Source organism: Xanthomonas sp. MUS 060, from assembly GCF_000963215.1.
GTDB lineage: Bacteria > Pseudomonadota > Gammaproteobacteria > Xanthomonadales > Xanthomonadaceae > Xanthomonas_A.
Window position 1 is genome coordinate 48,810 of the sequence record NZ_JZIM01000011.1, and the last position, 24,881, is coordinate 73,690.

At 63.5% G+C, this 24,881-nt stretch carries 21 protein-coding genes and 1 pseudogene; 10 read left to right on the top strand and 12 right to left on the bottom strand.

All coding sequences use genetic code 11. From position 1 onward, the window contains the following. Positions 1-49: 49 nt before the first annotated feature. Both XANALMUS060_RS11335 and XANALMUS060_RS19860 read right to left on the bottom strand, forming a co-directional pair. Positions 50-520 (bottom strand): hypothetical protein, encoded by a 471-nt coding sequence (locus XANALMUS060_RS11335; protein WP_045738496.1) that lies wholly within the window; start codon positions 518-520, stop codon positions 50-52. 1,079 nt (positions 521-1,599) lie between these two features. Next, a pseudogene (locus tag XANALMUS060_RS19860) lies at positions 1,600-1,692 on the bottom strand (IS5/IS1182 family transposase); the annotation flags it as partial. A 406-nt stretch (positions 1,693-2,098) separates the two neighbouring features. Here XANALMUS060_RS19860 and XANALMUS060_RS19865 point away from each other — a divergent pair. Next, positions 2,099-2,623 carry a hypothetical protein gene (locus tag XANALMUS060_RS19865; RefSeq protein ID WP_152640480.1) on the top strand — a complete coding sequence of 175 codons (525 nt, stop codon included), beginning with the start codon at positions 2,099-2,101 and terminating at the stop codon, positions 2,621-2,623. Between the two features lie 206 nt (positions 2,624-2,829). Here XANALMUS060_RS19865 and nfi read toward each other — a convergent pair whose 3' ends face one another. Beyond that, positions 2,830-3,543, bottom strand: coding sequence for a deoxyribonuclease V (nfi, locus tag XANALMUS060_RS11345; protein WP_045738525.1), 714 nt, complete (start codon positions 3,541-3,543; stop codon positions 2,830-2,832). Between the two features lie 194 nt (positions 3,544-3,737). On the opposite strand from nfi, the gene gpmA reads away from it, so the two are divergent. Next, positions 3,738-4,487, top strand: coding sequence for a 2,3-diphosphoglycerate-dependent phosphoglycerate mutase (gene gpmA / locus XANALMUS060_RS11350; RefSeq protein WP_045738526.1), 750 nt, complete (start codon positions 3,738-3,740; stop codon positions 4,485-4,487). Between the two features lie 99 nt (positions 4,488-4,586). On the opposite strand, the gene XANALMUS060_RS11355 is transcribed toward gpmA, so the two are convergent. From XANALMUS060_RS11355 to XANALMUS060_RS11380, 6 genes are all read right to left on the bottom strand, one after another. Next, a complete protein-coding gene (locus XANALMUS060_RS11355) occupies positions 4,587-6,578 on the bottom strand; it encodes a beta-L-arabinofuranosidase domain-containing protein (protein WP_045738498.1) in 1,992 nt (663 codons plus the stop codon). Between the two features lie 32 nt (positions 6,579-6,610). Continuing rightward, positions 6,611-8,005 (bottom strand): MFS transporter, encoded by a 1,395-nt coding sequence (locus XANALMUS060_RS11360; RefSeq protein WP_045738527.1) that lies wholly within the window; start codon positions 8,003-8,005, stop codon positions 6,611-6,613. 562 nt (positions 8,006-8,567) lie between these two features. After that, entirely contained in the window at positions 8,568-12,068 is a 3,501-nt protein-coding gene (gene mfd / locus XANALMUS060_RS11365) for a transcription-repair coupling factor (protein WP_045738499.1), read from the bottom strand. Positions 12,069-12,202: 134 nt separating this feature from the next. Continuing rightward, complete coding sequence (locus tag XANALMUS060_RS11370; protein ID WP_045738500.1) at positions 12,203-12,745, bottom strand: GNAT family N-acetyltransferase; 543 nt, start codon at positions 12,743-12,745, stop codon at positions 12,203-12,205. 236 nt (positions 12,746-12,981) lie between these two features. Next, the gene (gene rlmJ / locus XANALMUS060_RS11375) at positions 12,982-13,839 is read right to left on the bottom strand and encodes a 23S rRNA (adenine(2030)-N(6))-methyltransferase RlmJ (RefSeq protein WP_045738528.1); all 858 of its coding nucleotides are present in this window, start codon (positions 13,837-13,839) and stop codon (positions 12,982-12,984) included. Between the two features lie 143 nt (positions 13,840-13,982). Then, positions 13,983-14,813 carry a C1 family peptidase gene (locus XANALMUS060_RS11380; RefSeq protein ID WP_045727937.1) on the bottom strand — a complete coding sequence of 277 codons (831 nt, stop codon included), beginning with the start codon at positions 14,811-14,813 and terminating at the stop codon, positions 13,983-13,985. 596 nt (positions 14,814-15,409) lie between these two features. On the opposite strand from XANALMUS060_RS11380, the gene gltX reads away from it, so the two are divergent. The 4 genes from gltX to XANALMUS060_RS11400 all read left to right on the top strand — a co-directional run bounded on the left by gltX (position 15,410) and on the right by XANALMUS060_RS11400 (position 18,144). Continuing rightward, positions 15,410-16,816, top strand: coding sequence for a glutamate--tRNA ligase (gene gltX / locus XANALMUS060_RS11385; RefSeq protein ID WP_045738501.1), 1,407 nt, complete (start codon positions 15,410-15,412; stop codon positions 16,814-16,816). A 16-nt stretch (positions 16,817-16,832) separates the two neighbouring features. Then, complete coding sequence (locus tag XANALMUS060_RS11390) at positions 16,833-17,324, top strand: transcriptional repressor (RefSeq protein ID WP_045727935.1); 492 nt, start codon at positions 16,833-16,835, stop codon at positions 17,322-17,324. A 107-nt stretch (positions 17,325-17,431) separates the two neighbouring features. Further along, on the top strand, positions 17,432-17,845 hold the full coding sequence (locus tag XANALMUS060_RS11395) for a MerC domain-containing protein (protein ID WP_045738529.1): 414 nt from the start codon (positions 17,432-17,434) through the stop codon (positions 17,843-17,845). Between the two features lie 113 nt (positions 17,846-17,958). Further along, positions 17,959-18,144 (top strand): 30S ribosomal protein THX, encoded by a 186-nt coding sequence (locus XANALMUS060_RS11400; RefSeq protein ID WP_045727934.1) that lies wholly within the window; start codon positions 17,959-17,961, stop codon positions 18,142-18,144. A gap of 155 nt (positions 18,145-18,299) precedes the next feature. Here XANALMUS060_RS11400 and XANALMUS060_RS11405 read toward each other — a convergent pair whose 3' ends face one another. Both XANALMUS060_RS11405 and XANALMUS060_RS11410 read right to left on the bottom strand, forming a co-directional pair. Beyond that, positions 18,300-19,706 carry a chloride channel protein gene (locus tag XANALMUS060_RS11405; RefSeq protein WP_045738502.1) on the bottom strand — a complete coding sequence of 469 codons (1,407 nt, stop codon included), beginning with the start codon at positions 19,704-19,706 and terminating at the stop codon, positions 18,300-18,302. Positions 19,707-19,978: 272 nt separating this feature from the next. Continuing rightward, entirely contained in the window at positions 19,979-20,515 is a 537-nt protein-coding gene (locus XANALMUS060_RS11410) for a methylated-DNA--[protein]-cysteine S-methyltransferase (protein ID WP_045738503.1), read from the bottom strand. 315 nt (positions 20,516-20,830) lie between these two features. Between XANALMUS060_RS11410 and XANALMUS060_RS11415 the strand changes: the two genes are divergently transcribed. The 3 genes from XANALMUS060_RS11415 (at position 20,831) to XANALMUS060_RS11425 (ending at position 22,098) form a co-directional block, all read left to right on the top strand. Beyond that, positions 20,831-21,094 carry a membrane protein gene (locus XANALMUS060_RS11415; RefSeq protein ID WP_045738504.1) on the top strand — a complete coding sequence of 88 codons (264 nt, stop codon included), beginning with the start codon at positions 20,831-20,833 and terminating at the stop codon, positions 21,092-21,094. 98 nt (positions 21,095-21,192) lie between these two features. Further along, positions 21,193-21,669: a DUF4019 domain-containing protein gene (locus XANALMUS060_RS11420; protein ID WP_045738530.1), complete on the top strand. Its 477-nt coding sequence runs from the start codon at positions 21,193-21,195 to the stop codon at positions 21,667-21,669. A 39-nt stretch (positions 21,670-21,708) separates the two neighbouring features. Continuing rightward, positions 21,709-22,098: an MAPEG family protein gene (locus tag XANALMUS060_RS11425; protein ID WP_045729091.1), complete on the top strand. Its 390-nt coding sequence runs from the start codon at positions 21,709-21,711 to the stop codon at positions 22,096-22,098. A 289-nt stretch (positions 22,099-22,387) separates the two neighbouring features. Here XANALMUS060_RS11425 and XANALMUS060_RS11430 read toward each other — a convergent pair whose 3' ends face one another. Then, entirely contained in the window at positions 22,388-22,609 is a 222-nt protein-coding gene (locus XANALMUS060_RS11430; protein WP_045738505.1) for an RNA-binding S4 domain-containing protein, read from the bottom strand. Between the two features lie 221 nt (positions 22,610-22,830). Here XANALMUS060_RS11430 and XANALMUS060_RS11435 point away from each other — a divergent pair, with 221 nt between their 5' ends. After that, positions 22,831-24,804: a DEAD/DEAH box helicase gene (locus XANALMUS060_RS11435; RefSeq protein WP_045738506.1), complete on the top strand. Its 1,974-nt coding sequence runs from the start codon at positions 22,831-22,833 to the stop codon at positions 24,802-24,804. Positions 24,805-24,881 lie beyond the last annotated feature (77 nt).

A 24,881-nucleotide genomic window follows, 5' to 3' on the forward strand; every position in this document is an offset into this window, starting at 1 on the left:
GCCGTGTCGTTTTAGCGCAGCGCCAGGCCGATCCGCCTGGCCGTTGCCCTCAGCGCTCCAAGGCCAGGCTGGCCTGATGCATGTCCAGCGCTTGTACCAACCCTTGCAGTGACTGTAGTTCCTGCGCATCGCTCGCATCGATCCATACCTGTGCGAACTGGCCTTTTTTCAGTTCTGCGACGGTGATGCGGCGCGAGGCCAGGCCGGGTAGCTCGGCACCACCCACGTCGGGTCGGTACCATTGGATCGTCTCGCCACCGATGCTGCCTTTTTCCTCGCGCAACGCGCGCGGGAGCGGAATGCGCGGGTCGCGCGCGGTGAGCATGATGCCCAGCACCTGGCGGCCGTCGGCGGTTGCCGCGCGGCAGACGATGAGGCCCTTGTCGCTGCGCTCGTTCCACTGCAAGTTGACCTGCGGCGGCAGTTGTGGGCAGTTCTGGGACTGTTGCGCCAGAGCAGTGGCCGCCGGCAGAGCGGCGGCCATCGTCAGAAACACGTTGCATACGATGGCAAGCTTCATTCGCGATGTCCCCATGGGTCTTGTTGCAACGGTTTCGGTTTGTTTATCCATTCACGCCAATATCGGCTGTCTGCAGCGGTTCTCCTGCTGGCGGGCGATCACTGCCTCCCTATCCCGGCGCAGTGCCTGTCCCGGAGTGCAGTTGTCTGTTTCGCACGATAGCACCATCGCCAAGGTGATAGCGTGGGCGGAGCTATAAAAGTGGACATGCGCTAGGTGTGCGCTAGTCAGTGTCTGGTGTCTGGCGGGGGCGTTGTGCATGGCCGGTGCGTGGGCTTGGCCATGCAACGGCCGCCAAGGACTGAACAATCTCATCTCCCGCGTCTTTTGAGCGGCCAACCCATTGGATTGTAAAGTCGTTGATCACGAGGGTATAACTTGTTTAGGTTATCCCTAAATGTCAACTTGGAACTGTGCGCGATGCCTGCTCATTCGTCAGTTCTTAGGAATGAAGGTTACAATCCTTGGCTCCTCACGGCGACTGTGTTGCGATCACGCTGAAACTCCGTGTCGACCATGTTTATCATCCGACGCAGTGCGGGACACTGTTCTGTTGGTGTGGTCTTGCATTTATGATTAATTGAAATATGAATAGTTTCCTTCAATCAACATCGATAGGATAAATTTCTTATGAAAACAGCATCTAACATTCGTTTTCGGCACAAGTGTCTGCTAGGTATCGCGGCCGTCCTGGCGACGTGTCTTGCTGGTTCGGTCCAGGCGCAAAGTGTGCCCACACAACTCGCCACCGAGATTGATGCGGCCAAGGGATTGCTGGTCTATAACGTTGGTTGCTACAAGATATACAAGGGTACCAATGTCCAGGGGCCGGTGCTGAGTTGAGGTGTGAACTACACAGTGCAGGCCATGAGCACGGCAACGTGTGATGCTGGTACTGGTATGGCAGGGTTAAGTATCAGTTTTTATCCGCGTCCGCGTCCGCGAGGTAATTTGATCAAAGTCACCGTTAATGGCATTCAGCTGAGCAGCCTCTGAGACGGTGCCGGCAAACGCCGAAAGTGAGTACGCGGGCTCTTGCCTCAAAAAACCTCCCGGCTGCGTCGGTGTGGACGGTGACCTCGCGCGAGCGCCTGCAGCGCTCTTTTGCGATCAGTCACCTCCGCAGTCGTCACGAACACCGCATGCGGCAGTGCCTGGGTGTCCACTGTAATGCGCCACTGGCAGCTGGGTAGCTCTTTTTCATCTCTGGAGCGTCTCACATCTCAGCGGGAGACTTTGAGCACGCTCTTAAAGTGGCGAACAAGATGTGGCGCGATGACGATGCCTGCTGTCCAACGCTCCCATCCTGGTGCCCTGACGTGGGGTAATCGACCGTGGCAGGTGTTGGCTCTGGCAGGCATCCGTCGCATCGGCATGCCTGATGGTGATCTCGGTTTAAATAAATTGAATGATGTGTATTCGGGTGAAATTTTTCTACATCGCGCCTGTTGTGAATTTATATAGTAAAAAATTCGTCGGTGTGCTGTGATTTGATGGATTTCCAGTCGTTTCACTAGCTGGGCGCATCTGCAAATATCACATTTCGTGCCGATGCCAATGGTTGGATATTTGCGGCTAATGATCCTGATCTGGCACTGTCTGCTGTGGCAGACATGCTTCGCATGTCGCATGTCGCATGTGGTGAGTTGGAAGCGACGATGGCGTGTTGTCGTCGTTGAATCGTTTTGTCATTATCATCTGGAGAAAATGCATGACCAGCACGAGATACAACAGATAATCCAACATTCGTCTTTGGTGCAGGGCGCTGCTGTGTTTCCCCGCCGCCCTGGCCATATGCGTTGCTTTGGCGTCGCAGGTACAGGCGGAAAAATGTATGCCAACAATAATCTTAACGGTGCCAAGGCATTGCTGATCAGTGAAGGTGATCTGAGCAGTCCAGTGTGCTGCAAGGTTGGCTACGCTCAGAAAGTGCCATGTGTCCAGGTAACCCAGGGTTGCAATTATTTTGCTATCGCCATGAGTGACTCAAAATGCAGGGGCGGCACTGCGACGGCCGGGGTGTCCACCTATTTTCGTGGTGGGTGGCCCTACGACCGCCAAGCTACCATTTCTGCTAGCGGCATCGTGATCTCTAAACGCTGAGATCCGTGCGGGTGACCACGCCTTGGCGCATGACGTGTCAAGGCGTGTGGCGACCATGGCGCATGTCGATGTTTATCGGTGTATGTCTTGGAACAGATCAGGACAGATGATCGTCGTCGAGATATGGAGGCGACATCAGCGACGTGCCTTTTGATGCCAAATAGGAGCAAGCTCAAGCGGCGAGGGCAACCACGCGTGCCGTCGGCTCAGAACAGGCTCCCGACTGCGCCGGTGTGTACGGCGACCTCGCCACGACGCGAGGCCAGCCGATCGGCCAGCCGGGTCGGTTCCGGCAGACGGTAGCCGCGCAGATAACGCTGGGTCCATTGCAAGGCGCTGTCCACGCTCACGCGGTGTCCTGGCGAGACGATCAACGGATTGCAGCGTACCTTGCTGCGCAGCGCCCAGCCGACCACTTCGCCGCGATGCAGGATCGGGCTGTGGTCGCCGGCTTGCGCGCCGGGTGCGTCGAAATGACCGGCCAGCGATTTTTTCGCTACGCCGATGCTGGGTAGTCCAGTGACCACGCCAAAATGTGCGGCGATGCCAAGCCGGCGCGGATGAGCGATGCCTTGGCCATCGACGAAGACCAGATCCGGAGGCTGTCGCAGCAATGCCAGCGCGGCCAGGAGTGCCGGCAATTCGCGGAAGCTCAGCAGGCCTGGGATGTAGGCCATTGCGGTAGGCACGCGGGCGATCTCGGCCTGCTGCGGCTGTAGCGTCTGTGCGTCTAGCAGCACGGCGGCGGCGCGGGTGATGCGGCCCTCGTCTTCGAAGCCGACATCGACGCCCGCCAGCCAGCGTGGTGGATCGGTGACCTCGTCGTGCAGCCGCACCTGCCGCGCCAGCGTCGTTTGCAGGGCGCGGGCTTGCGCGACGCTGCCATCCCAGTCGCCGAACACGTTGGAGTTTTCAGACATTTGCATGTGCGCATGCTGACAGCGTGGGCGTTGCCGCGCTGTGGATGCGCTGAAGATGCGCAGGGGACGCCAGGAGCGTGCGTGCGGATCGGGCCCTGCCCGTGGGGGGCGTGACGGTGACGGCACCCGATTGCGTCATGCCGCTACAATTCGTAGGCAATGTCCTGTCTTTTCCTCTCACGGAGACCGTCGTAGTGACCCGCAAACTCGTATTGTTGCGCCATGGCCAGAGCCAATGGAACTTGGATAACCGTTTCACCGGCTGGGTGGACGTGGATCTCACCGAGCAAGGCCGCCAGGAGGCCGTGGCCGCCGGTCGGCTGATGCGCGAGGAGGGGCTGCACTTCGATGTGGCGCATACCTCGGTGCTCAAGCGCGCCATTCACACCTTGCAGGGCGCGTTGAACGTGCTGGAGCAGGACTGGTTGCCGGTGCACAAGAGTTGGCGCCTCAACGAGCGTCACTACGGTGGCTTGCAGGGGCTGGACAAGGCCGAAACCGCCGCCAAACACGGCGAAGAGCAGGTCAAGATCTGGCGCCGTTCCTACGATATCCCGCCGCCGCCGATGGATGCCGCCGATCCGGGCCATCCGCTGCACGATCGCCGTTACGCCACGCTCGACCGCAATGCGTTGCCGGCGACCGAGTCGCTGGCGAGCACGCTCGATCGTGTGCTGCCGTACTGGCACGATGCCATCGCGCCGCAACTCAAGGCTGGGCAGACGGTGCTGGTCACGGCGCACGGCAATTCGCTGCGCGCGCTTTACAAGTATTTGAACGGGGTGTCGCGCGAGGAGATTCTCGAACTCAACATCCCCACCGGCATCCCGCTGCTGTTCGAACTGGACGACGCCTTGCAAGTGCGCTCCTATCGCTATCTCGGCGATCCGGAAGCGGCCAAGCGCGCCGCCGAGGCAGTGGCGAATCAGGGCAAGGCAAAGTAAGCGCCAGACCATTGCGGCCACGCGCACGGTACCGACCACAGGCACCGTTGCGCGCGCAGCCTACGCTGCTGCGCGCGCGTGGTGCATTGCGCCACTGGCTCAGCCGTTGCCGCCAGCGTCCAGCCACACCCGCATCTCGCCTTCGCCGCGGTTGGCCCAGGCGAAATACGGCACGAAGATCAGTGTCTGTGGCTGTCGCGTTGGCGGCGGCGCATCGTAGCGGTACAGCGGTGCGGTGTCGGCGCGGCTGTCGTCGCCGTGCAGGCGTTCGCCTTCGGCTTGCAGCAGCACCTGTCCGGCCAGCGCGCCGCTGCCGGCAATCGCATGGATCGCCGCAGTGGCGGGCAGGCGCAACTGGTGCAGGTGGGCGCCGTTGTCGGCTTGCTCTAGGCAGTACACGAGCGGCCCACGTTGCAGTGCGACCTTGCCGGCCAGATGCCGCACGCGCGGATGCGCGCTGACCCGCAGCGCCGGCATTGGCAAGTGCAGGTGGAGCGTGTCGCCCTGTTGCCAGCGCCGACGCAGCATGCAGTAACCGTGTTGCCGGTGTGCGTCGATTTCCACTGGCTCGCCATTGAGTCGCAGTTGCGGCGTGCGACACCAGTCCGGCAGGCGCAGGGCCAGGGCGGCTTCGATGGGCGTGGTGCAGTCCACGTGCAGTTCGATCTGTTCCTGCCAGGGGTAGTCGCCGCGCTGCTGCAGGGTCAGGGTCTGTCCGTGTACCTCCAGGCTCGCATCGCTGCCGACGTAGAGGTTGACGTACAGCGCGTCGTCGCGGCGGGTGTAGATGTAGTGGCCGAGCGAGGTCAGCACGCGGGCGATGTTGGGTGGGCAGCAGGCGCAGCCGAACCAGCGCTGGCGCACCGGTTTGACGTGGTCGAAGGTGTGGTTGCCGTGTACCGTGGCCGGCTGCACTTCCAGCGGATTGACGTAGAAGAAATGCCGGCCGTCCAGGGCCATGCCGGCCAGCACCGTGTTGTAGAGCGCCCGTTCCATCACGTCGGCGTAGCGGCTGTCCGGCGCCAGTTGCAGCATGCGCTTGGCGAACATCATCAGCCCGATTGAGGCGCAGCTTTCGTTGTAGGCGGTGTCGCTGGGCAGATCGTAATCGACGCTGAAGGCTTCGCCGTGGCTCTGCGCGCCGATCGCCCCGGTGAGGTACATCTGCCGCTGCGTGGCGTTGTTCCATAGTCGTTCGCAGACGGTGCGCAGGCCGGTGTCGCCGCTGTGCCGGGCCAGATGCGCCACACCGGCGTAGAGGTAGGCGAAGCGCACGGCATGGCCGACGGCGCTGTCCTGTAGTGCCACCGGCAGGTGCGCCTGGCTGTAGGCCTTGTCCTTGATCATCCAGGCCGGGCCGTATGCGTCCCAGAAGAAGCTGCCGCCGCGTTGTTCCTGTTCGATGTCGTAGTAGTGCGGCGTGCGCCCGCGTTGCTCGACGAAGTAGCGCGCCAGCGCCAGGTAGCGTGGTTCGCTGGTGGCCTCGTACAGGCGCATCAGCGCCAGTTCGATTTCCGGGTGGCCGGGGTAGCCGTGCAACTGCGTAGGGCCGGGGCCGAAGGTGGCGTCGATGTGGTCGGCGAGCCGGCAGACGATGTCGAGCAGGGTGCGTTTGCCAGTGGCCTGGTGATAGGCGACGCCGGCTTCGATCATGTGCCCGGCGCAATACAGTTCGTGGCACTCGGCCAGATTGGTCCAGCGTTGTTCTGGCGCTTTGACGGTGAAGTAGGTGTTGAGATAACCGTCGGCCTGCTGCGCGGCGCCGATCAGTTCGATGGTCGCATCGGCATTGCGTTCCAGGACCGGGTCGGGATGCTGCGCCAGCAGATAGGCCACCGCTTCCAGCCATTTGGCCACGTCGCTGTCCTGGAACACCATGCCGTAGAAGGTGCCATCGCTGCGTCCTGCGGCGATGCGGAAGTTCTCGATTGCATGGCTGGGGGCGGCATCTGCCACGGCGTCGTTGAGCGCATCCCATTGGTAGGGCAGTACCACCTCCTGCACCAGGCGCTGGTAGCGCTGCCAGAAGGGGGCGGCGATGCGCAGGCGGTCCAGTGGCAGCTCGGCGGAGGGCAAGGGAGTATTCGGCATGGGGGATGCGTCCTGGACGAAGGCGAGGAGGGTCAGCGTACCGGGTGGGTGGCAAGATCGGCGGCGATGCGGGTCAGTAGTGGCCGACGCAGGCGGCAGCGTTGGATCGCCACGGCCAGCATCACGTGCAGGCCGGCGGGAATCAGCGTTTCCAGCAGGGTGATCGCACGCAGCGAGGCGGCGGTCTGATGCGCGGCACCTGCATGGTAGCCAGCGTGTACGAATAGAGCGCCGATCACCACCGCGCTCGATGCCCAGGCCAATTTGATGCAGAAAAGATTGAAGGCGAAGTTGATGCCGGAGGAGCGCAGTCGGTTTTTCCAGGCGCCGTAGTCGTCGGCGAAGGCCATCAGCGAAAAATGCAGCGGCAGTGCGAAGCCCAGCACCAGGCAGTTGACGAAAATCACTCCCAGCCACAGCGTCTGCTGGGTCGGCCCGGTCGGTATCCACCATTGCAGTGTGCCCAGTGCGGCCAGTGCCAGGTTGGTATGCAGGTAGAGCGTCAGTGGGTCGAAGCGGCGGCACAGCGCGTTGACCACGATGGCGCCCAGCACCGTGGCCAGCGCCACCATCGCGAAGAACAGCGAGGTGTAACCGCCGTCGCCGCCGAGGACATAGGTGATGAAATACAGGTAGCCGCCGCCACGGAGATTGAATACGTTGATCAGCAGGAACGACATCAGCAGTACCAGCCGCATCTGGTCGTTGTGCAGTAGCCCACGCAGGTGTTCGCCGATGCTGGCGTTGCCGAGCAGGCTGAATGGCACCCGCTCGCGCACGGCGAAAAAGCAGCACAGGAACATCGCGGCCGCCAGCACGGCGAGTAGGCCCACACCGAGGCTGTAGCCGCGCGCGGCATCGCCGTTACCGAGCGCGCGCACCAGCCAGGGCAGGCCGACCGAGACCAGGAACCCGGCGATGCCGCACAGTACGAAGCGCCAGGATTGGGCCGAGACGACCTCGCGATGGTCGTTGGTCATGCTGTTGATCAGTGCGCAGTACGGCACGTTGATCGCGGTGTAGCACAGCGACAGCAGGAAATAGCTGGCGAAGGCGTAGCCGATTTTGGCGTTCTGGCTGAGCTGCGGCGTGCTGAAGGTCAAGACGCAGGCGATGCCGATCGGTAGCGCGACCCACAATTGCCACCCGCGAAAACGGCCCCAACGGCTGCGGGTACGGTCGGCGATGAGGCCCATCAATGGGTCGGATACCGCATCGGCCACGCGCAGCACGGTGAACAGGGTGCCGACCAGTGCCGGCGTCAGCCCGAAGACATCGGTATAGAAAAAAGTCAGGAAGTTGGCGATCAGGCAGGTGACGATGGTGCCGCCCGCATCGCCAAGACCGTAGCCGAATTTCTCGATGGACGAAAGCCGCGGCGTGGTAGCAGTGGTTGCGGCGACATGCTCGGTGGTGGTCGCATTCAACGGATCGGCTCCTGATGGGCGTGCGCTGCTGCGGCGCCGCGCCAAACTCGCATGTCACTGGCGTGGTGGCAAGCGGCGCTGCGGGATAAAAACCGCGCGATTCCGATCTGCCTGGTGACGACCGCATGGCAGGTTGCCTGCGAAATTTTTGCTGCATCGCAACGTTGCGTCACTGTAGAACGATATTGCTGCGCGATTGGGTGGGAGCGAATGTCTGAGCCTTCTGCGCATAGTGGTTTGGCCGAGATCGATGACCTCGCTGCCTATCGTCATGCCTCGCATTGCGCGTGCATCGCAGTGGCTGTGCTGCGCGCAATACATCAACGTTGATTGAGCGCCTGACCGACCATGCCATGCAAGATGGTGGTAGGTGTCACTGGTCAATGTAGATGCTGGCCGATCTCGCGCGCCATCGCGCTCAGCGGCAGGATTTTTTCCGCGCCGCCGCGCTTGCTTACACGAGTGACTGTCGTGTTGCAGGTATCCAGTTGGAAGTGCCGAATGCGCGCGCTCAGTGCCGCCTATGTGGCAAGGTGTTTGTGGTCTTTAAGGCGCGCGCCACTCAGCGTGGCGATAGCGCCGTCAGCAGGCCGCGCGCGGCATTGAATCGGTCGATGGGTTCCGGTAGCGGCAGTTTGAGTTTCAGTTTGTCCGGGCCGTCCATCGCGTACAGCTTGGGCTGTTTCTGGATCATCTGCAGGATGGTCATCGGGTCGATGTTGGGCTTGCTCTCGAACACCAGCCGCCCACCTTGTTCGCCCAATTCCAGTTTGCGGATGCCCAGCGCATTGGCTTGCAATTTCAGTTCGGCGATCGCGAACAGGTGCTTCACCGGCTCGGGCAACAGCCCGAAGCGGTCGATCATTTCCACCTGCAGTTCGCGCAGGCCATCGCCATCGCGGGCGCTGGAGATGCGCTTGTACAGCGTCAGACGGGTATGCACGTCGGGCAGGTAGTCGTCCGGAATCAGTGCCGGCACGTGCAGTTCCACTTCGGCGCCACGCGCGCTCTCTCCGCTGTCCAGATCCGGCAGCTTGCCCTGGCGGATACTGCGCACCGCGCGTTCCAGCAGTTCGGTGTACAGACTGAAACCGACCTCGGCCATCTGCCCGCTCTGATCTTCGCCGAGCAATTCGCCGGCGCCACGGATTTCCAGGTCGTGGGTGGCCAGGGTGAAGCCGGCACCGAGTTCGTCCATCGAGGCGATCGCGTCCAGTCGCTTCTGTGCATCGGCCGTGATGCTGCGTTGATCCGGCACCAGCAGGTAGGCGTAGGCGCGATGGTGCGAGCGACCGACGCGGCCGCGCAACTGGTGCAATTGCGCCAGGCCGAAACGGTCGGCGCGGTTGATGACGATGGTGTTGGCGTTGGGGATGTCGATGCCCGATTCGATGATGGTGGTCGATAACAACACGTTGAAGCGCTGCTTCTGGAAGTCCAGCATGACGGTTTCCAGCTCGCGTTCGGGCATCTGCCCGTGGGCGATCCCGATGCGCGCCTCCGGCACCAGCTCGCTCAATTCGCGCTGCATGCGGCCGATGCTCTCCACGTCGTTATGCAGAAAATACAACTGGCCGCCGCGCGCCAATTCGCGCTGAAAGGCTTCGCGCAGCAAGGCGTTGTCCCACTGGGTGACGAAGGTCTGCACCGCCAGCCGGTTCAGCGGCGGCGTGGCGATGATCGATAGATCGCGCAGGCCGGCCATGGCCATGTTCAGTGTGCGCGGGATCGGCGTGGCGGTCAGGGTCAGCAGGTGGACGTTGGCGCGCAGTGCCTTCAGTGCTTCCTTCTGGCGCACCCCGAAGCGTTGCTCTTCATCGACGATAACCAGGCCCAGATCCTTGAACCGCACGTCCGCTTGCAACAGGCGATGGGTGCCGACGATCACGTCGATGGTGCCGGCGGCGACTTTCTCCAACTCGGCCTTGATTTCCTTGCTGCTCTTGAAGCGCGACAGCACTTCGACCTTGAGCGGGTAGTCGGCAAAACGGTCGCGAAAGTTGCGGTAATGCTGTTCGGCCAGCAGCGTGGTCGGCACCAGTACCGCCACCTGTTTGCCGGCGCTGGCCGCGGCGAAAGCCGCACGCACCGCCACCTCGGTCTTGCCGAAGCCGACGTCGCCGCAGACCACGCGGTCCATCGGCTGGCTGCTGGCCAGGTCGCGCAAGGTGGCGTCGATGGCGGCCAACTGGTCGGGGGTTTCTTCGAATGGGAAGCCGGCGGCGAATGGCTCGTACATCGCACGGTCCACTTGTAGCGCCAGGCCGGCACGGGCCTGGCGTCGCGCCTGGATTTCCAGTAGTTCGGCGGCGACGTCGCGGACCTTTTCGGCCGCTTTGCGTTTGGCTTTGGCCCACTGCTCGCCGCCCAGCGAATGTAAGGGTGCGGTCTCGGCTGAGGCGCCGGAGTAGCGGCTGATCAGGTGCAACTGGGCCACTGGCACGTACAGCCGGTCGCCCTTGGCGTATTCGATTTCCAGGAACTCGCCAGGCATGCCGCCGGCGTCGAGCACGATCAGTCCACGGTAGCGACCGACGCCGTGGTCCTCGTGCACGATGGGCGCGCCTTCGGACAGCTCGCCGAGGTCGCGGATGATCGCTTCCGGCTCGCGGCCGACGCGGCGGCTGCGTCGCGGTTGGCTGGCGCGCTCGGGGAACAGTTGGCGCTCGGTCAGGACCGCGATGTGCGGTTGCTCCAGCGCGAAGCCGCCATCCAGTGGCGCCACCGCGATGGCGAACGCCGGGCCGGTCGCGGCGGCGAACGCGCTGAAGTCGCCTAGCACATGGGGTTTCAGATCGGCGGCGGCCAGCACTTCCCGCAGCGCTTCGCGACGGCCGGGCGAGTCGGCGGCGATCAGCACCCGGCCCGGGTAATGGTCGAGGAACTGCTTCAGCGCCGCAGCCGGCGCGGCGTCCTTGGCGGCCACCGGCAGCGGTGGCAGCGTTTGGTCGCCCAGCGTCTGCGCCTCGTCGATGCGCGGATGGTCGGCCGCGCGCACTTCGATGCGCGCCAGCGTGTTGAGCCGTTCGCGCAGTGTGTCCGGCGTCTGGTACAACTCTTCGGGCGCGAGCAGCGGACGTTCCACGTCGTGGCGGCGTTGCTCGTAGCGTGCTTGGGTCTGCGCCCAGAAGGCATCGGCGGCGGCACCCACGCCCGGTACGATCAACGGCAGTACGCGTTCGCCCAGGTAGTCGAACAAGGTGGCGGTGGTATCGCGTGCGCTTGCTTGGGTACCGCGCGATTCCTGAAAGAACAGCGGCAAGTAATATTCGATGCCCGACGGTGCCAGCCGCGCTTTCAGATCCTGGTAGAGCGCGCTGCGCCGGGTGTCCACATCGAAACGCTCGCGCAGCGTGGTCAGCACCCGCTCCACGCTGGCATCGTCCATCGGCACTTCGCGCCCGGGCAAAATTTGCACCGATTGCACGTGGTCCAGTGAGCGTTGCGATTCCGGGTCGAATGCGCGGATCGAATCGATGTCCTCGTCCAGCAGTTCGATGCGCAGCGGTGTGTCGGCGCCCATCGGGTAGACGTCGAGCAAACCGCCGCGCACGGCGAAGTCGCCAGGATCCATGACCTGCGGCACGTGACGATAGCTGGCGCTTTCCAGTCGTCGCTTTTCCGCGTCCAGGTCCAGACGTTGACCCACGCGCAGGTCGAAACTGCCGCCGACGATGTAGCGCAGTGGCGCCAAACGCTGCATCAGCGTCTGTACCGGCACCACCACGATGCCCTGTTGCAGGGTCGGCAATCGCTGCAGTGCCGCCAGACGTTGGCTGACGATGTCCGGGTGCGGGCTGAACTGGTCGTAGGGCAGGGTCTCCCAGTCGGGAAATGGCACCACTGGCAGATGCGTATCGCCGCCGAGCAGGGTATGTAGGTCGCCCTCGATCTGGTGTGCACTGTGGTTGTCGCGCGCGATCACCAGTAATGGTCCGCGGTGCGCGGCGGCGGCGCAGGCGATGTGCCAGGCCAGCGCGGTGGAGGAGGCGGGTGCGCGCCAGTGCGCGCGGAGTTGGCCGGACTTGGGCAGCGGCGGAACGGGGAAGGAAATAGACGGCATCGATTGTCGAGTTTAGTAAAGCCATGGGCGAGAGCCGTTGGCTTTTGCCCAGAGAAACGCCGCAGCCTGAGGCAGCGGCAGCGGATGCCGCGCAGAACAAGCAATGTTCTATACGAGCGGCGCGTGCGCTGGTTTCAGTTGCCCAATTCCAGCACCACGCGCACCAGGCCGGATGTGTCCGCATGCGGCATCCGCTGGAAACCGAGCGATTCGGTCAGTTGCAGCATCGGCACGTTGTTTTCGAGAACCTCGCCGTAGAGCCGGTCCAAATATTTGCGTCGCGACCACTTGACCAGCTTGCGCATCAGTTGCCGCCCCAGGCCCTGGCCGGCGACGAAGCTGCTGAGCAGGATCGCGCACTGGGCCTCGCGGGTACCGGGGGTGATCGCGGCGCGGGCGAGGGCGCCGATCACCGCTTCGCCGGGCGGCAGTGGTTCGGCGGCCACCAGGATCAGTTCCTCCTTCGGGTTGGGATGGGTGAGCCGTTGCGCCATTTCTTCATTCAATTGCTGCGCAGAATGCAAAAAGCGCGTGCGGATTTCGCTCGGGCCGAGTAGGCCGAAGGCACCTTGCAATGGTGCGCTATCTTCGGGCCGGATTGGCCGGATCAGCAGCTCACGTCCGCTGGGCAGGGTGAAGGTTTCATGCCAAGGGGGCATGCGGTTACGGGTCGCCATGTCCGTCTTGTCCTCGATCAGGCTCGCGATTCTCGCATTATCAGCAGGTCGTCGTCCGTGAATGCCTGCTGTCTTTCTCGTGTTGCCGCGGGTGCCGCAGTGCGGTAGGTCGTCGCCGATACGCGTCGCTGCGCGCAGGCTGTTGCGTGCGCTAACGGTGCGTAGTCGATGCGGAGTGATCCTCGCGCGGCGCATGCCGCGCTGCGTGTTCACTCCCATTCGCTGTGCCGTGCGGCTCAGGTTTCGCGTTTGAGCCACTCCAGGCGGGTCTTGGCGCCGGTTTCGCCCAGATGCGTTTGCAGGATCGGCAGCGTTTGCGCCAGTGTCTGTTCGAACTGCCAGGGTGGGTTGAGCAACAGCATGCCGCTGCCGTTGAGTCGCAGTGGTGAATCGTCGGGGCGGACCTGCAGTTCGGCCAGTAGTATCGATGATGCCGGCAGTGCTGCCGTCTTGCGGAAGAAGGGTTGCAAACTGCGCCGTTGCTTGATCGGATACCACACTGCGCACATCGCCTGCGGCCAGCGTGTCAGTGTTTCGCGCAAGGCGGTCACGATCAGCGGGTACTCCGCAGACTGGGCCTCGTAGGGTGGGTCGATCAGGACCAGGCCACGCCCGATCTTGCTGTTGCCGGATTTCGGCGGTAGGAACGCCTTGATGGCTGTATAGCCGTCGCCGACATGCACCTGCACACGGCGGTCTTGGGCCAACAGTGTTTTCAGCTCTGCGGCTTCCTCGGTTTGCAGTTCGCATGCAACCAGCCGGTCTTGTGCACGCAGCGCTTGCGCCACCAGCAGTGGGGAGCCTGGGTAGCTGAGCAACGTGCCGATGGGGTTGTCGGCTTGCACTGCGCGTAGGTAACGTTCCACTCCCTCCGGAAGGGTGGGGTGGCACATCAGGCGCAGTACGCCGGCGGCGGCTTCGCCAGTCTTGCGCGCCTCGCTTGCGGCGAACAGGTAACGGCCACGCCCTGCGTGGGTGTCGAGGACGAAGAAGGCGCTGTCCTTACGCTTGAGCGCATCGAGCAATGCCAGCAGCACGGTATGTTTGAGGACGTCGGCATGGTTGCCGGCGTGGTAGGCGTGACGATAGTTCATCCACGCAGTGTACGGGCCGACACCGCGCACAGCCATGAGCCCGTCGCGGTGTCGGCTGATGCCGAGCATGTCACCTCGTCCATGGTGTGCAAGTGGCAAACGCTGCGGCGACCATGGAATCGCCGCAGCGCATCAGGTATCGGTCAGTAGGCGATAGCCGCCTGGAGCACGTCCTTGGCCACCACCGACCAGGCTAACCTCCCGAAACCTTTCTTGCCCCAATCGGTTCCCCAACTGTTCTCGATCAGCAGGCCATCTTTGTCGTAGCCAAGGGCGATGACCTCGTGCGCGCCCAAAATATCGCTATTGGTGTCGGTATCGAGATCATTGTTCTGGGTCAACGATTCGAAGCCAGCACGGACATAGAAACCGATCACGACCGGGGTGTCGTTGGCGATTGCCAGCTTGATCTGTTCGATCAGTGCCTGACCATCGGCAGCGCTGATCTTGCCCGAATTACTGTAGATCATCTTGTAATGGAAGGGCTGCTTGTAGTTACGGGCATTGGCGCGCTCATGCTTGGTCGGCTTGCTCTTCCAGTTGTAGTCGCCCTGGAAGTAGTCCGCCTCGGTATCGATGCCCTGCGCTAAAGCGACGTCCAGCGGCGCTTCCATCGAGGAGCCTTCATCCTGTCCGTCATTGACTTGGGTGTACAGGTACATCGGTGCGAACAGATTGACCGATTGCTTGGTGACATTGGCATACCAGCCCGCCAGTGTGTGCGCGGTGGCCCAGGAGGCACACGCACCCAACTGCTTCTGATCGCCGGGTTGGATTGCCCATTGGGTCAGGTCGAAGCTTTCCGGAGGCGTCTTAACTAGCTTTCCATCAGCTTGAAAGAGTTTTACCAGTGGTTGTGTCAAGGTGGGTGGCTTCAGACCCATACCATGCGGTTGCGCATGGGCGACCGCGAACGCGGATAATGTGAGCAGACTAGCCAGCGCGACGATTGGGCGAGAGACGGATAGCGACATTAGTGACTCCTTGATCGGCGGCTCATGCCGACATGCGGCTGCCGCGGGGCGGTCAGGCAAATGTCGAGGGCATTCGCGCATCTTGCGATGTATGAAGTTGTGTTAAATTGCGATTAACATGTTGAGTCACGGCTCGCACTGGAATCGAGAGCCGTGAGGCACTTTTATTGCATTAATAGTGAATGAAATCGATGTGCATCTATCACGAATCTTCCCTTCTGGTGTGTTTGGTAGACGGAAGGCGCGCGGCGGAAGTTCACATGTTCATGCGTCTGGTCGGCGTGATCAAAGCTGCGATGAAGTTATGGCAGCGGTGCGCAGGTGTGCGGGCGGCATGATCGCCTGCAAGCTTTGCTTTCCATCGCCAGCGAACATTCGATGAATTGGACGATGTGCAAACGCGAGTGTCCTCGGCAAGATGGGGATGCACTTCAGCTCGTCTCCTTGCCTGCTGGTGGCTTACAGCTCCGCGCGCGACTGCGCGCAGACGCGGCGAACGCTGTCGCGGTAGAGCGGCCGCGCAGGATGTGCGTTGCCAGACAGTGCCACGTTGGGCGGGGTAAAATCGTGAGCTTGCCAATTGCTTTGAGCGCTCCATGGTCTGTCGCACCCGTTTTGCCCCCAGTCCGACCGGTTACCTGCATATCGGCGGTGCCCGCACCGCGTTGTACTGTTGGTTGGAGGCGCGCCACCGTGGTGGGCAATTCGTGCTGCGCATCGAGGATACCGACCGCGAGCGCAGCACGCAGGCGGCGATCGATGCGATCCTGGAAGCGATGGACTGGCTTGGCCTGGACTACGACACAGGTCCGGTCTACCAGACTCAGCGCCTGGAGCGCTATCGTGAAGTCGCCGCGCAGTTGTTGGCCCAGGACAAGGCCTACTATGCCTATGAAACCCGCGAGGAGCTGGACGCGATGCGCGAAGCGGCGATGGCCCGGCAGGAAAAGCCGCGCTACAACGGCGCCGCGCGCGAGCAGCACCTGCCGTATCGCGATGATCCGAACCGGGTGATCCGCTTCAAGAACCCGAGCGAGGGCGTGGTGGTGTTCGACGATCTGATCAAGGGTCGCATCGAGATCGCCAACAGCGAATTGGACGACATGGTGATTTTGCGTCCCGACGGCTATCCCACCTACAACTTCGCGGTGGTGGTCGACGATTGGGACATGGGCATCACCGAAGTGATCCGTGGCGACGACCACATCAATAACACCCCGCGCCAGATCAATATCTACCAGGCGCTGGAGGTGCCGGTGCCGAAGTTCGCGCACATGCCGATGATCTTGGACGAGCAGGGCGCCAAACTGTCCAAGCGTACCGGCGCGGCCGACGTGATGCAGTACAAGGATGCCGGTTACCTGCCGCATGCGCTGATCAACTATCTGGCGCGCTTGGGGTGGTCGCATGGTGATCAGGAGCTGTTCGCGCGGCAGGAATTGATCGAGCTGTTCGACGTCAAGGACGTCAACTCCAAGGCGGCGCGTCTGGACATGGCAAAGCTCGGCTGGGTCAATCAGCATTACCTCAAGACCGATGCCCCCGAATCGATCGCCCCGCATCTGCATTCCCAGCTCGTCGGCCTCGGCATCGACCCGGCGACCGGTCCGGCCGTGGCCGAGGTGGTGGTGGCGTTGCGCGAGCGCGTGCAGACGCTGAAAGAAATGGCCGAGAAGGCGCTGGTCTGGTACCAACCGCTGGACAGCTACGACGCCTCGGCAGTGGCCAAGCACCTCAAGCCGGGCGCCGAGCAGGCGCTGGGCAAAGCCCGCGCGTTGCTGGCCGCGTTGCCGCAGTGGAGCCTGGAGAGCGTCGCGGCGGCATTGCACGACACCGCCGCCGCGTTGGAAATCGGCATGGGCAAGGTGGCGCAACCGCTGCGCGTGGCGATCACCGGTACCCAGGTCAGCCCGGATATCTCGCAGACTGTCTACCTGGCCGGCCGCCGCGAGGCGTTGAAACGCATCGATGCCGCGCTCATCAAGATCCCAGCGGGAAGCTGATTCCCCGGAGACCGCCATGCCCAGCAAGAAGCACGCCTGTATCGATCCCCAGCACCATGTCCATGACCCGGTCGATTTCGTCACGGTGGCTGAGCGAGTGAGTTGTGAGCGTGGTCTGCGTTTGACCCCGATCCGCGCCAATCTATTGCGGTTGATCGCCGAGGCGGCGCGCCCGGTCAAAGCCTACGAGTTGCTGGAATGGGTGCGCGAAGGCAAGAGCGTGGGGGCCGATGCGCCACCCACCGTGTACCGGGCGCTGGATTTCCTAATTGCCAACGGTTTCGTGCACAAGCTCGAATCGGTCAATGCCTTTATCGCCTGTCATCATCCCAGTAGCGCCCAGCACTCGGTGCCGTTCCTGATCTGCGATCGCTGCCACAGCGCGGTCGAACTGGAAGACCGCGATGTGGTCGAACAATTGGAACGGCGTGCCAGGGCGCTGGGCTTCCAGCCGCAGGCGCAGACCCTGGAAGTGCACGGCCTGTGCGCACGCTGCGCGAACGGCTAGGGCGCCATCTCCGAGCCTGCGTGTACGCGCCGGAGCTCACATGCAATGAGGCGTCGATAGTATTTGCCAAGTTGTTGCGCAGCGGTTCTCGCATGAAATTCACGACAATGCCTATCCCTTCCAATCTCCGTGTCTTGCTCGACCGTCTCGGCGCCACTGGTTCGTTGTTATGCGCTGTGCATTGCGCGGTGCTGCCGTTGGCCCTGGCGTTATTGCCCTCGTTGGGTCTGTCGATATGGCTGGGCGAAGGGGTGGAGCTGAGTATGGTGGTGTTCGTCACCTGCCTTGGCTTGTCCAGTTTGCTGCTCGGCTACCGTCGGCATCGCGCCTGGCAGGCGCTGGGGTTGTTGATATTGGGCCTGTTGTCGGTGTGGGCCGGGATCCTGGTGCCTGCCTTGCACCACGCGGCAGTGGCGCATGCGGTGATCATGACGTTCGGTGGCACCCTCGTCGGGCTTGCCCATCTGCTCAATCTGCGCCTGAATCACAGCCATGTGCACGACGCCAGCTGCGCCCATTGAGCGCACGTGTTAGGCTTATCGATCTTGTGTGAGGATCGCCAATTGCGTTGCCCTCGCCAAACCCCGCGCCGCGCGCGGGGATTTTTTGCACATACATTCAGGAGTCGATGAGCATGGGTAAGGGTGACCGCAAGACCGCCAAAGGCAAGCGCTACAACGCCAGTTACGGCAATGCGCGCTCGCACAGCGTGAGCAAGGTGGCTGTGGGCGCTGCTGCGCCGGTCGCGAAGAAGTCGGTGGTCAAGGCGCCGGCGGTGAAGAAGGCGGTGGCCAAGAAGACGGTGGCCAAGGCCGGCTGAGTTCAGGTCAACGCCTGCAGCGTAAAACGCGGCGCTTGCGCCGCGTTTTTTTTGCGCAGTTTGCCAGGCTGCGGCGGGTTTCGTGCCGTACCGCCTGCGCCGGGTCGCATCCCCCGGTTGGCGGAGGCTGCACGAAAACGGCGGCGCTGTGGCGCTCAGCGCGGGGGCGCGTCCTCGCCCTGGTCTCCAGCCAGGTCGGCGACCAGAGACGTTTTTTCCTCTGTCGTGGGCGCGGGAGGTGGTGGCGGCGCCGCCAGCAACAATTCGGCCAATCCCCTGTAGATCGGCGTGCGGCAGACCAGCGCCGAGGCACCGCGCGCGATCAGGACTGTCGCCAGGATCGGCAGCAACATGTTGCTGCTGTCAGTCAGTTCCAGCGAGATCACCGCCGACGTCAGGGGAGCCTGGGTGACACCAGTCAGATAGGCGCACATGCCCAGCAGCACGAACATGCGCGGATCCACGCTCGGCATCAGCACGGCCAGGTTGTGGCCGAGACCGGCACCCACCGCCAGCGCTGGCGAGAACAGGCCGCCGGGAATGCCGGCGACGTAGGACACCAAATTCGCCAGGAGTTTCATCAGGCCGAATTCGTGGCCGACGCTGGCATGCCCTTGCACCAGGCTGCGGGCCTGCTCGTAGCCAGTCCCGAAGGCGCCTGCGCCGAACACCAGGCCCAGCACGACCAGCGACAGGCCACACAACGCGGCCAGCAGCACCGGATGCTGGCGGCGCAACGTGCCCAGCCAGCGTGGTTTGCCACCGACGGTCGCCAGGACCATGCGTGCGAACCCGCCGCCGAGCAGGCCAGCGACCACGCCGCACAGCAAGATCGCCAGCCACGCCTCGCCAAGTGGCAGCCCCGCCGTGGCGACCTTGCCGAAATAGGTGTAGTTGCCCAGCAAGCCCAGCGAGATCACGCCGCCAACGATCACGGCGGTGAGCAAGGTGCCGGAGAAGTGATGCTCGAAACGTCCGCTGAGTTCTTCGATGGCGAATACCACGCCGGCCAGTGGCGTGTTGAACGCGGCGGCGATGCCGGCCGCGCCGCCGGCGAGTAGGAAGTGGCTGGCATGGCGCGAGTCGCGAAAGCCGAACCAGCGCCCGAACACGTACATGAGGCTGGCACCGACGTGGACGGTCGGACCTTCGCGGCCGATCGAGGCACCGCCGAGCAGCGCCAGGGTGGTCAACAGCAGCTTGCCGGCGGACACGCGCAGCGACAGGTTGGCCTGTCGGAATGCATGGTCGCTGCGTTCCAGCGCGGCGATGACCTGAGGAATGCCACTGCCGCGCGTGGGCCGCAGTGCGCCGTTGGTCAGCCAGGCGAGCAGTGCAAAGATGCCAGGGGTGAGCAGCAAGGCCCACCAGCGCGAATGGGCGGTGATGCGTTGGAACAGGTGGAAGGCGGCGTCGCTGGCTTTGGCAAAGACGAGCGCGACCAGGGCCACCGCCACCGCGCCGCCCCACAGCACGAGGCGTTGTTTCCAGCTTTCCTGCGATAGCAGCGGCCGCAAGCGATGGCGCAGGCGTGGCGGTTGCGCGTGATCTGGCGAGTGCATGCGCGGATTGTCGCATGCGTTGCGTTGTGCCGGTGGTATGTAGCGAGGCGATCAGCGCATGGATGAGCGGTGTTGCACGCATGCGTGCAGATTGTGGCCAGCTTCGGCTCAGCTTCGGCGTGAAGCGGCGCGTGCGCACGCTGTCGATCCAGGCAGATAGAACCCGCACCGTGACGCGGAGCGGTGTTGCTGTCGATGGCGGATAGCCCCGCCGTGGCGCATGAGCGTGGCTAGCAAAACGATAGCGAATCGCTTCGTTGTGTTAGCCGCTGTTAGCCGAACAGTGCCGTGGTCGTGCCGCGATGCGTGTGGGTGTCAACCTTGGTGCGGCGTTCCAGTTCCAGTAGCGCGGCTTTAGTGGGTAGGCCGCCGCCGAAGCCGGTGAGCGTGCCGTTGGCGCCGATCACGCGGTGGCAGGGCAACAGAATCGGTAGCGGGTTACGGCCGTTTGCCGCGCCGACCGCGCGCACCGCACGCGGTTGTCCGAGGTGCTGCGCCAACTGCGCATAGCTCCAGGTTGCGCCGTATGGAATGTCGGCCAATGCCTGCCACACACGGCGTTGGAAGACGGTGCCATGCGGTGCCAATGGCAGTTCGAAGCCGGTGCGTTCGCCGTCGAAATAAGCCTGCAATTGCCTGCGCGCTTCGCGTACTGGCGCTGGATCGTGGATCCAGTTGGCGCGATCCGGCGCGTCGTAGCGATTTTCCGGGAACAGCAGATGATGCACGCTCTCCTCGTGCCCAACGGCGACGGTGAGTTCGCCGATTGGCGTGGCAAATCGGTCGTAGTACAGCGTGCAGCGGTTCATGTGGCAGTTCCCACGGGCGGGTCGCCGGCCAGTCTAGTACGTTCTGACCACCAGGACGGAGCGTTCCCGGAAGCACTGCCGGCGGCCATGGTGGTGTCGCGCGCGGGTCGCCGCCAATTGGGACGTCCTGCACAGCGGTAACGGACAGCTTCCCGATCTGCTCTGCACGGTGGAAAGACCGTTATCGCAGAACGACGTGGCATCGCTCTGAGTCTGAACGGTGGCTGCGCCTGGACACGATGCGTCGCCGCCCATTCATGTTGTGGGCATTCGCGTGGCGCTAGCGTCCCCGGTATTGATCCCCGGAGTGCACCTATGTCCCCCGGAACCAAGCTGATGATGCGTTTGTATCTGCCGCCGGCGCTGTTGGCCTTGGTCGGCTTCCTGATTGCAGAAGTGCTCCTGCATTTCGCCACTGGCAGGCACGCGACGTTGCTCGCGCGCAGCGCTTCTCTAGTGAGCCTGTGCGCGCTGCTTGGCGCGACCGTCTGGGCGTTATGGGGCAGTTGGCGTGCCTGGCATCGGCAGCGCTATGTCGTTGACCCCATCCCGGCAGCGCCAGGAGAGGAGATGCCCTGAGCGGCGAGGCCCGCGGCGACGTAGACTGCCGGTCCCATCATCGTTGCGTGCGAGCGTTGTCCATGCCGATATCCGTGCCGTCGCATCGCCTGTTCGGCATGTTGCTGTGCGCCGTGGCGCTGCCTGTGTCCGCCCAAACCGCCCCGTCCAAGCCGCCGGCTCCGTCCAAGCATGCCGTCGCGGCTGTGCCCGCACCTGGGCCTTTAGCCAAGCAGGATGCGCAAATGGCACAGGCCGGCCTGCGCGCCGCCCAACTGGTCGATGCTGGCCGTAGCGGCGAATTATGGGACGGTGCCTCGGCGCTCACCAAAAAGGCGGTGACGCGCGCGGCATTCGTGCGCGATGTGGATACCGCCCGTGCGCGGCTGGGTGCGTTGCTCGGGCGCGGTGTCGCCAGCGTGGCCCGGGTGCAGTACGTCGCGGGCTCGCAGGTGCCGCCGGGGACTTATGTCAACATCAGCTTCCCCAGCCGCTTTGCCAATGCGCCGCAGCCGGTGCGCGAGTTGGTGTCACTGCGTCTGGATGAGGACAAAACCTGGCGTCTGGCCGGCTACCATGTCGCGCAGCCGGATTGAGTCGCAAGCTGTTCCCCGTTCCCGCCGGAGGTTCCGATGATGAGTTTCGAAATCCGCATGCTGGCCTGGGCGATCCTGCTCGGGATCGGGCAATTGCTACTTGCCGCGGTGTTCGTCACCGGGCAACGTGGACTGAAGTGGAACGCTGGCCCGCGTGACACGCCACAGCCGCCGCCAACCGGGGTGGCTGGACGCCTGGAACGCGCCTTGCGCAATTTCCTGGAGACGTTTCCGTTCTTTGCCGCGGGGGTGCTGGCGGTGACGTTGCTGGGCAAGGGCAGTGCGCATACCGCACTGGCGGCACAGTTGTATGTGTGGGCGCGCCTGGCCTACGTGCCGCTGTACGCGCTGGGTGTGCCGTATCTGCGCAGCGTGGCCTGGGTGGCATCGCTATGGTCGATCCTGCAATTTGTATGGGCGCTGTTCTGAGTACGCTCTTGGCCGCGTGATGGTGCGCCCTCGCGTGTCATCCCGGCCTAGCTATGCGGCTTGCGCTGGATAGCAAATTGCCTTGACGCGCGTTTTGCGTGTTGCCGGGACAACTTCGATCCTCTCGCCGCGCGCTGCACGTCGCCGGGCGAGGCGTTCCATGCGCGCGCGTGTTCACCGCATACCTGATTCAGCGGGTCATCGTGTCCTTGCGCCGAGAGCGGCCACGGCGGGGGCCGTGGCGCAAATCGTTGCGCTTCTCGCGCTGCCGGGAGTGAGGGAAGTGTGCTCAGACCTTGCCCAGCACCTGCACGTGCACATCGCCAAGTTGCACCATCTGGCCCGCGCGTATCTTGCATGCCTTGCGCAGTTCGACCTCGCCGTCCACGCGCACCTGACCTTCGCTGATCACGGCTTTGGCGCCGCCGCCGCTGTCGCACAGGCCGGTCAATTTCAACAAGTGTTTCAGTTCCACGTAGTCGCTTTCTAATTGGAGATCGATGGTTTGCATGATGGGGGACTCGGAAATCGATGCCTATTGTCGATCATTCGCGAGCCGAGCGGGCAGGTCAGTGGTGTCGCGGCGAGTGCGCTGTTGGCACCTCGCGGCACAGCATCGATGGCGTCGCGCCTGAACGGTGGCCTTCACCTACTTTCGACATGTGGGCTGCCAAGGCGCACAATGTACTCCTTTGCGCTTGCCGGTTCTCTGCGGCGCCTCCGGAGTCTCCCATGTCCCAAGATACCCCCGCGCCGCTGCTGTTCGCAGATCTCGGCCTCTGTTCTGCTGTGATGAAGGCGGTCGCCGAGATCGGTTACGAGTCGCCCTCGCCGATCCAGGCGGCCACCATCCCGGCCCTGCTGACCGGGCGCGACCTGCTCGGCCAGGCCCAGACCGGCACCGGCAAAACCGCCGCGTTCGCGCTGCCGATCCTGTCGCGGCTGGATTTCGCCCAGCGCAAGCCGCAGGCCCTGGTGCTGGCACCCACGCGGGAATTGGCGATCCAGGTCGCCGAGGCGTTTCACCGCTACGCCGCGGCCATTCCCGGCTTCCAGGTATTGCCGGTGTACGGCGGCCAGCCCTACGTGCAGCAACTGTCCGCGCTCAAGCGCGGCGTGCATGTGGTGGTGGGTACTCCGGGACGGGTCATCGACCATCTCGACCGCGGCACCCTGGACCTGTCCGAGTTGAAGACGCTGGTGCTCGACGAGGCCGACGAAATGCTGCGCATGGGCTTCATCGACGACGTCGAAGCGGTGTTGAAGAAGCTGCCGCAATCGCGTCAGGTAGCGCTGTTCTCGGCGACCATGCCGGCGGCGATCAAGCGGATCGCGCAGACGTATCTCAACGATCCGGCCGAAGTCATCATTGCCTCCAAGACCACCACCTCGGCGAACATCCGTCAGCGCTACTGGGCGGTGAGCGGGTTGCACAAGCTCGATGCGTTGACCCGGATTCTGGAGGTGGAGCCGTTCGACGCGATGATCATCTTCGCGCGTACCAAGGCCGGCACCGACGAACTGGCGCAAAAGCTGCAGGCGCGCGGTCTGGCGGCGGCGGCGATCAATGGCGATATCCAGCAGGCGCAGCGCGAGCGGGTGATCCAGCAACTCAAGGATGGCAAGCTCGACATTCTGGTCGCCACCGACGTGGCCGCGCGCGGCCTGGACGTTGAGCGCATCAGCCATGTGTTGAACTACGACATCCCCTACGACACCGAAAGCTACGTGCACCGCATCGGTCGCACCGGCCGCGCCGGGCGCAGCGGCGAGGCGATCCTGTTCGTCAGCCCGCGCGAGCGCGGCATGTTGCGCGCGATTGAGCGCGCCACCCGCCAGCCGATCGAAGAGATGCAATTGCCGAGCGTGGACGCGGTCAACGATCAGCGGGTGAGTCGCTTCATGGAGCGGATCAGCGAGACCATCGCGGCGGGTGGCATCGACATCTATCGCGAACTGCTGCAGCGTTTCGAAACCGATAAGAATATTCCGATGGTCGAGGTGGCGGCCGCGTTGGCGCGTCTGCTACAGGGCGATACACCGTTACTGCTGGCCCCGGATCGTCCGCGCGCGGCAGCGCAGGGCGAGCGTTTCGAGCGGCCTGGTGGCGAGCGCCGCGAGCGCGGTGAGCGTCCGGAACGTGCAAAGTTCGAGCAGAAATTCGAGCGCGAGGCCCGCCCACCCCGTCGCGACGAGGGTGAACGTGCGCCGCGTCCAGCGCCTGTACAGGGCGGTGATTTCGATTACCACCGCGATGTCGGCAGTTTCGAGGCGCCACGTCGCGACAAAGCGCCGAAAGCGCCGCGTGGCGCTCCGGATGTGGGCATGGAGACCTACCGCATCGAAGTCGGTCACCAGCATGGGGTGAAGCCGGCCAACATCGTCGGTGCCATCGCCAACGAAGCCGGACTGGAAAGCAAGTACATCGGCCGCATCGACATCCACGACGATCACTCGATCCTGGACTTGCCGGTGGAGATGCCGCGCGAGCTGTTGACGCACCTGAAGAAGGTATGGGTCTCCGGCCAGCAATTGCAGATGCGCAAGCTCGACGACGCCACCTCCGACGGTGCGCCGTTCAAGCCGAAGTTCGCGCGTGGCGGCAAGCCGGGTGGCAAGCCCAACGCCGCCGCCGCGCGTCCATCTGGGCGCTTCGGCGACCGTCCTGGCGAGCGTCCGCCGCGCAAGGGGCCACCCAAGCGTTGATGCCACGCGGCGAGTGCCGCTCAGTGCAAACCCCTGCGCGACAGGGGTTGCCGGCCAACTGGCGCTTTTATCGCCGC

What these genes read in the sequence shown, in the direction of transcription:
- XANALMUS060_RS11335 (WP_045738496.1), bottom strand. Translation starts at nt 520, where the DNA reads ATGAAGCTTGCCATCGTATGCAACGTGTTTCTGACGATGGCCGCCGCT.
- XANALMUS060_RS19865 (WP_152640480.1), top strand. Translation starts at nt 2,099, where the DNA reads ATGATCCTGATCTGGCACTGTCTGCTGTGGCAGACATGCTTCGCATGT.
- nfi (WP_045738525.1), bottom strand. Translation starts at nt 3,543, where the DNA reads ATGTCTGAAAACTCCAACGTGTTCGGCGACTGGGATGGCAGCGTCGCG.
- XANALMUS060_RS11355 (WP_045738498.1), bottom strand. Translation starts at nt 6,578, where the DNA reads ATGCCGAATACTCCCTTGCCCTCCGCCGAGCTGCCACTGGACCGCCTG.
- mfd (WP_045738499.1), bottom strand. Translation starts at nt 12,068, where the DNA reads ATGCCGTCTATTTCCTTCCCCGTTCCGCCGCTGCCCAAGTCCGGCCAA.
- XANALMUS060_RS11370 (WP_045738500.1), bottom strand. Translation starts at nt 12,745, where the DNA reads ATGGCGACCCGTAACCGCATGCCCCCTTGGCATGAAACCTTCACCCTG.
- rlmJ (WP_045738528.1), bottom strand. Translation starts at nt 13,839, where the DNA reads ATGAACTATCGTCACGCCTACCACGCCGGCAACCATGCCGACGTCCTC.
- XANALMUS060_RS11380 (WP_045727937.1), bottom strand. Translation starts at nt 14,813, where the DNA reads ATGTCGCTATCCGTCTCTCGCCCAATCGTCGCGCTGGCTAGTCTGCTC.
- gltX (WP_045738501.1), top strand. Translation starts at nt 15,410, where the DNA reads ATGGTCTGTCGCACCCGTTTTGCCCCCAGTCCGACCGGTTACCTGCAT.
- XANALMUS060_RS11390 (WP_045727935.1), top strand. Translation starts at nt 16,833, where the DNA reads ATGCCCAGCAAGAAGCACGCCTGTATCGATCCCCAGCACCATGTCCAT.
- XANALMUS060_RS11395 (WP_045738529.1), top strand. Translation starts at nt 17,432, where the DNA reads ATGCCTATCCCTTCCAATCTCCGTGTCTTGCTCGACCGTCTCGGCGCC.
- XANALMUS060_RS11400 (WP_045727934.1), top strand. Translation starts at nt 17,959, where the DNA reads ATGGGTAAGGGTGACCGCAAGACCGCCAAAGGCAAGCGCTACAACGCC.
- XANALMUS060_RS11405 (WP_045738502.1), bottom strand. Translation starts at nt 19,706, where the DNA reads ATGCACTCGCCAGATCACGCGCAACCGCCACGCCTGCGCCATCGCTTG.
- XANALMUS060_RS11410 (WP_045738503.1), bottom strand. Translation starts at nt 20,515, where the DNA reads ATGAACCGCTGCACGCTGTACTACGACCGATTTGCCACGCCAATCGGC.
- XANALMUS060_RS11415 (WP_045738504.1), top strand. Translation starts at nt 20,831, where the DNA reads ATGTCCCCCGGAACCAAGCTGATGATGCGTTTGTATCTGCCGCCGGCG.
- XANALMUS060_RS11420 (WP_045738530.1), top strand. Translation starts at nt 21,193, where the DNA reads ATGTTGCTGTGCGCCGTGGCGCTGCCTGTGTCCGCCCAAACCGCCCCG.
- XANALMUS060_RS11425 (WP_045729091.1), top strand. Translation starts at nt 21,709, where the DNA reads ATGAGTTTCGAAATCCGCATGCTGGCCTGGGCGATCCTGCTCGGGATC.
- XANALMUS060_RS11430 (WP_045738505.1), bottom strand. Translation starts at nt 22,609, where the DNA reads ATGCAAACCATCGATCTCCAATTAGAAAGCGACTACGTGGAACTGAAA.
- XANALMUS060_RS11435 (WP_045738506.1), top strand. Translation starts at nt 22,831, where the DNA reads ATGTCCCAAGATACCCCCGCGCCGCTGCTGTTCGCAGATCTCGGCCTC.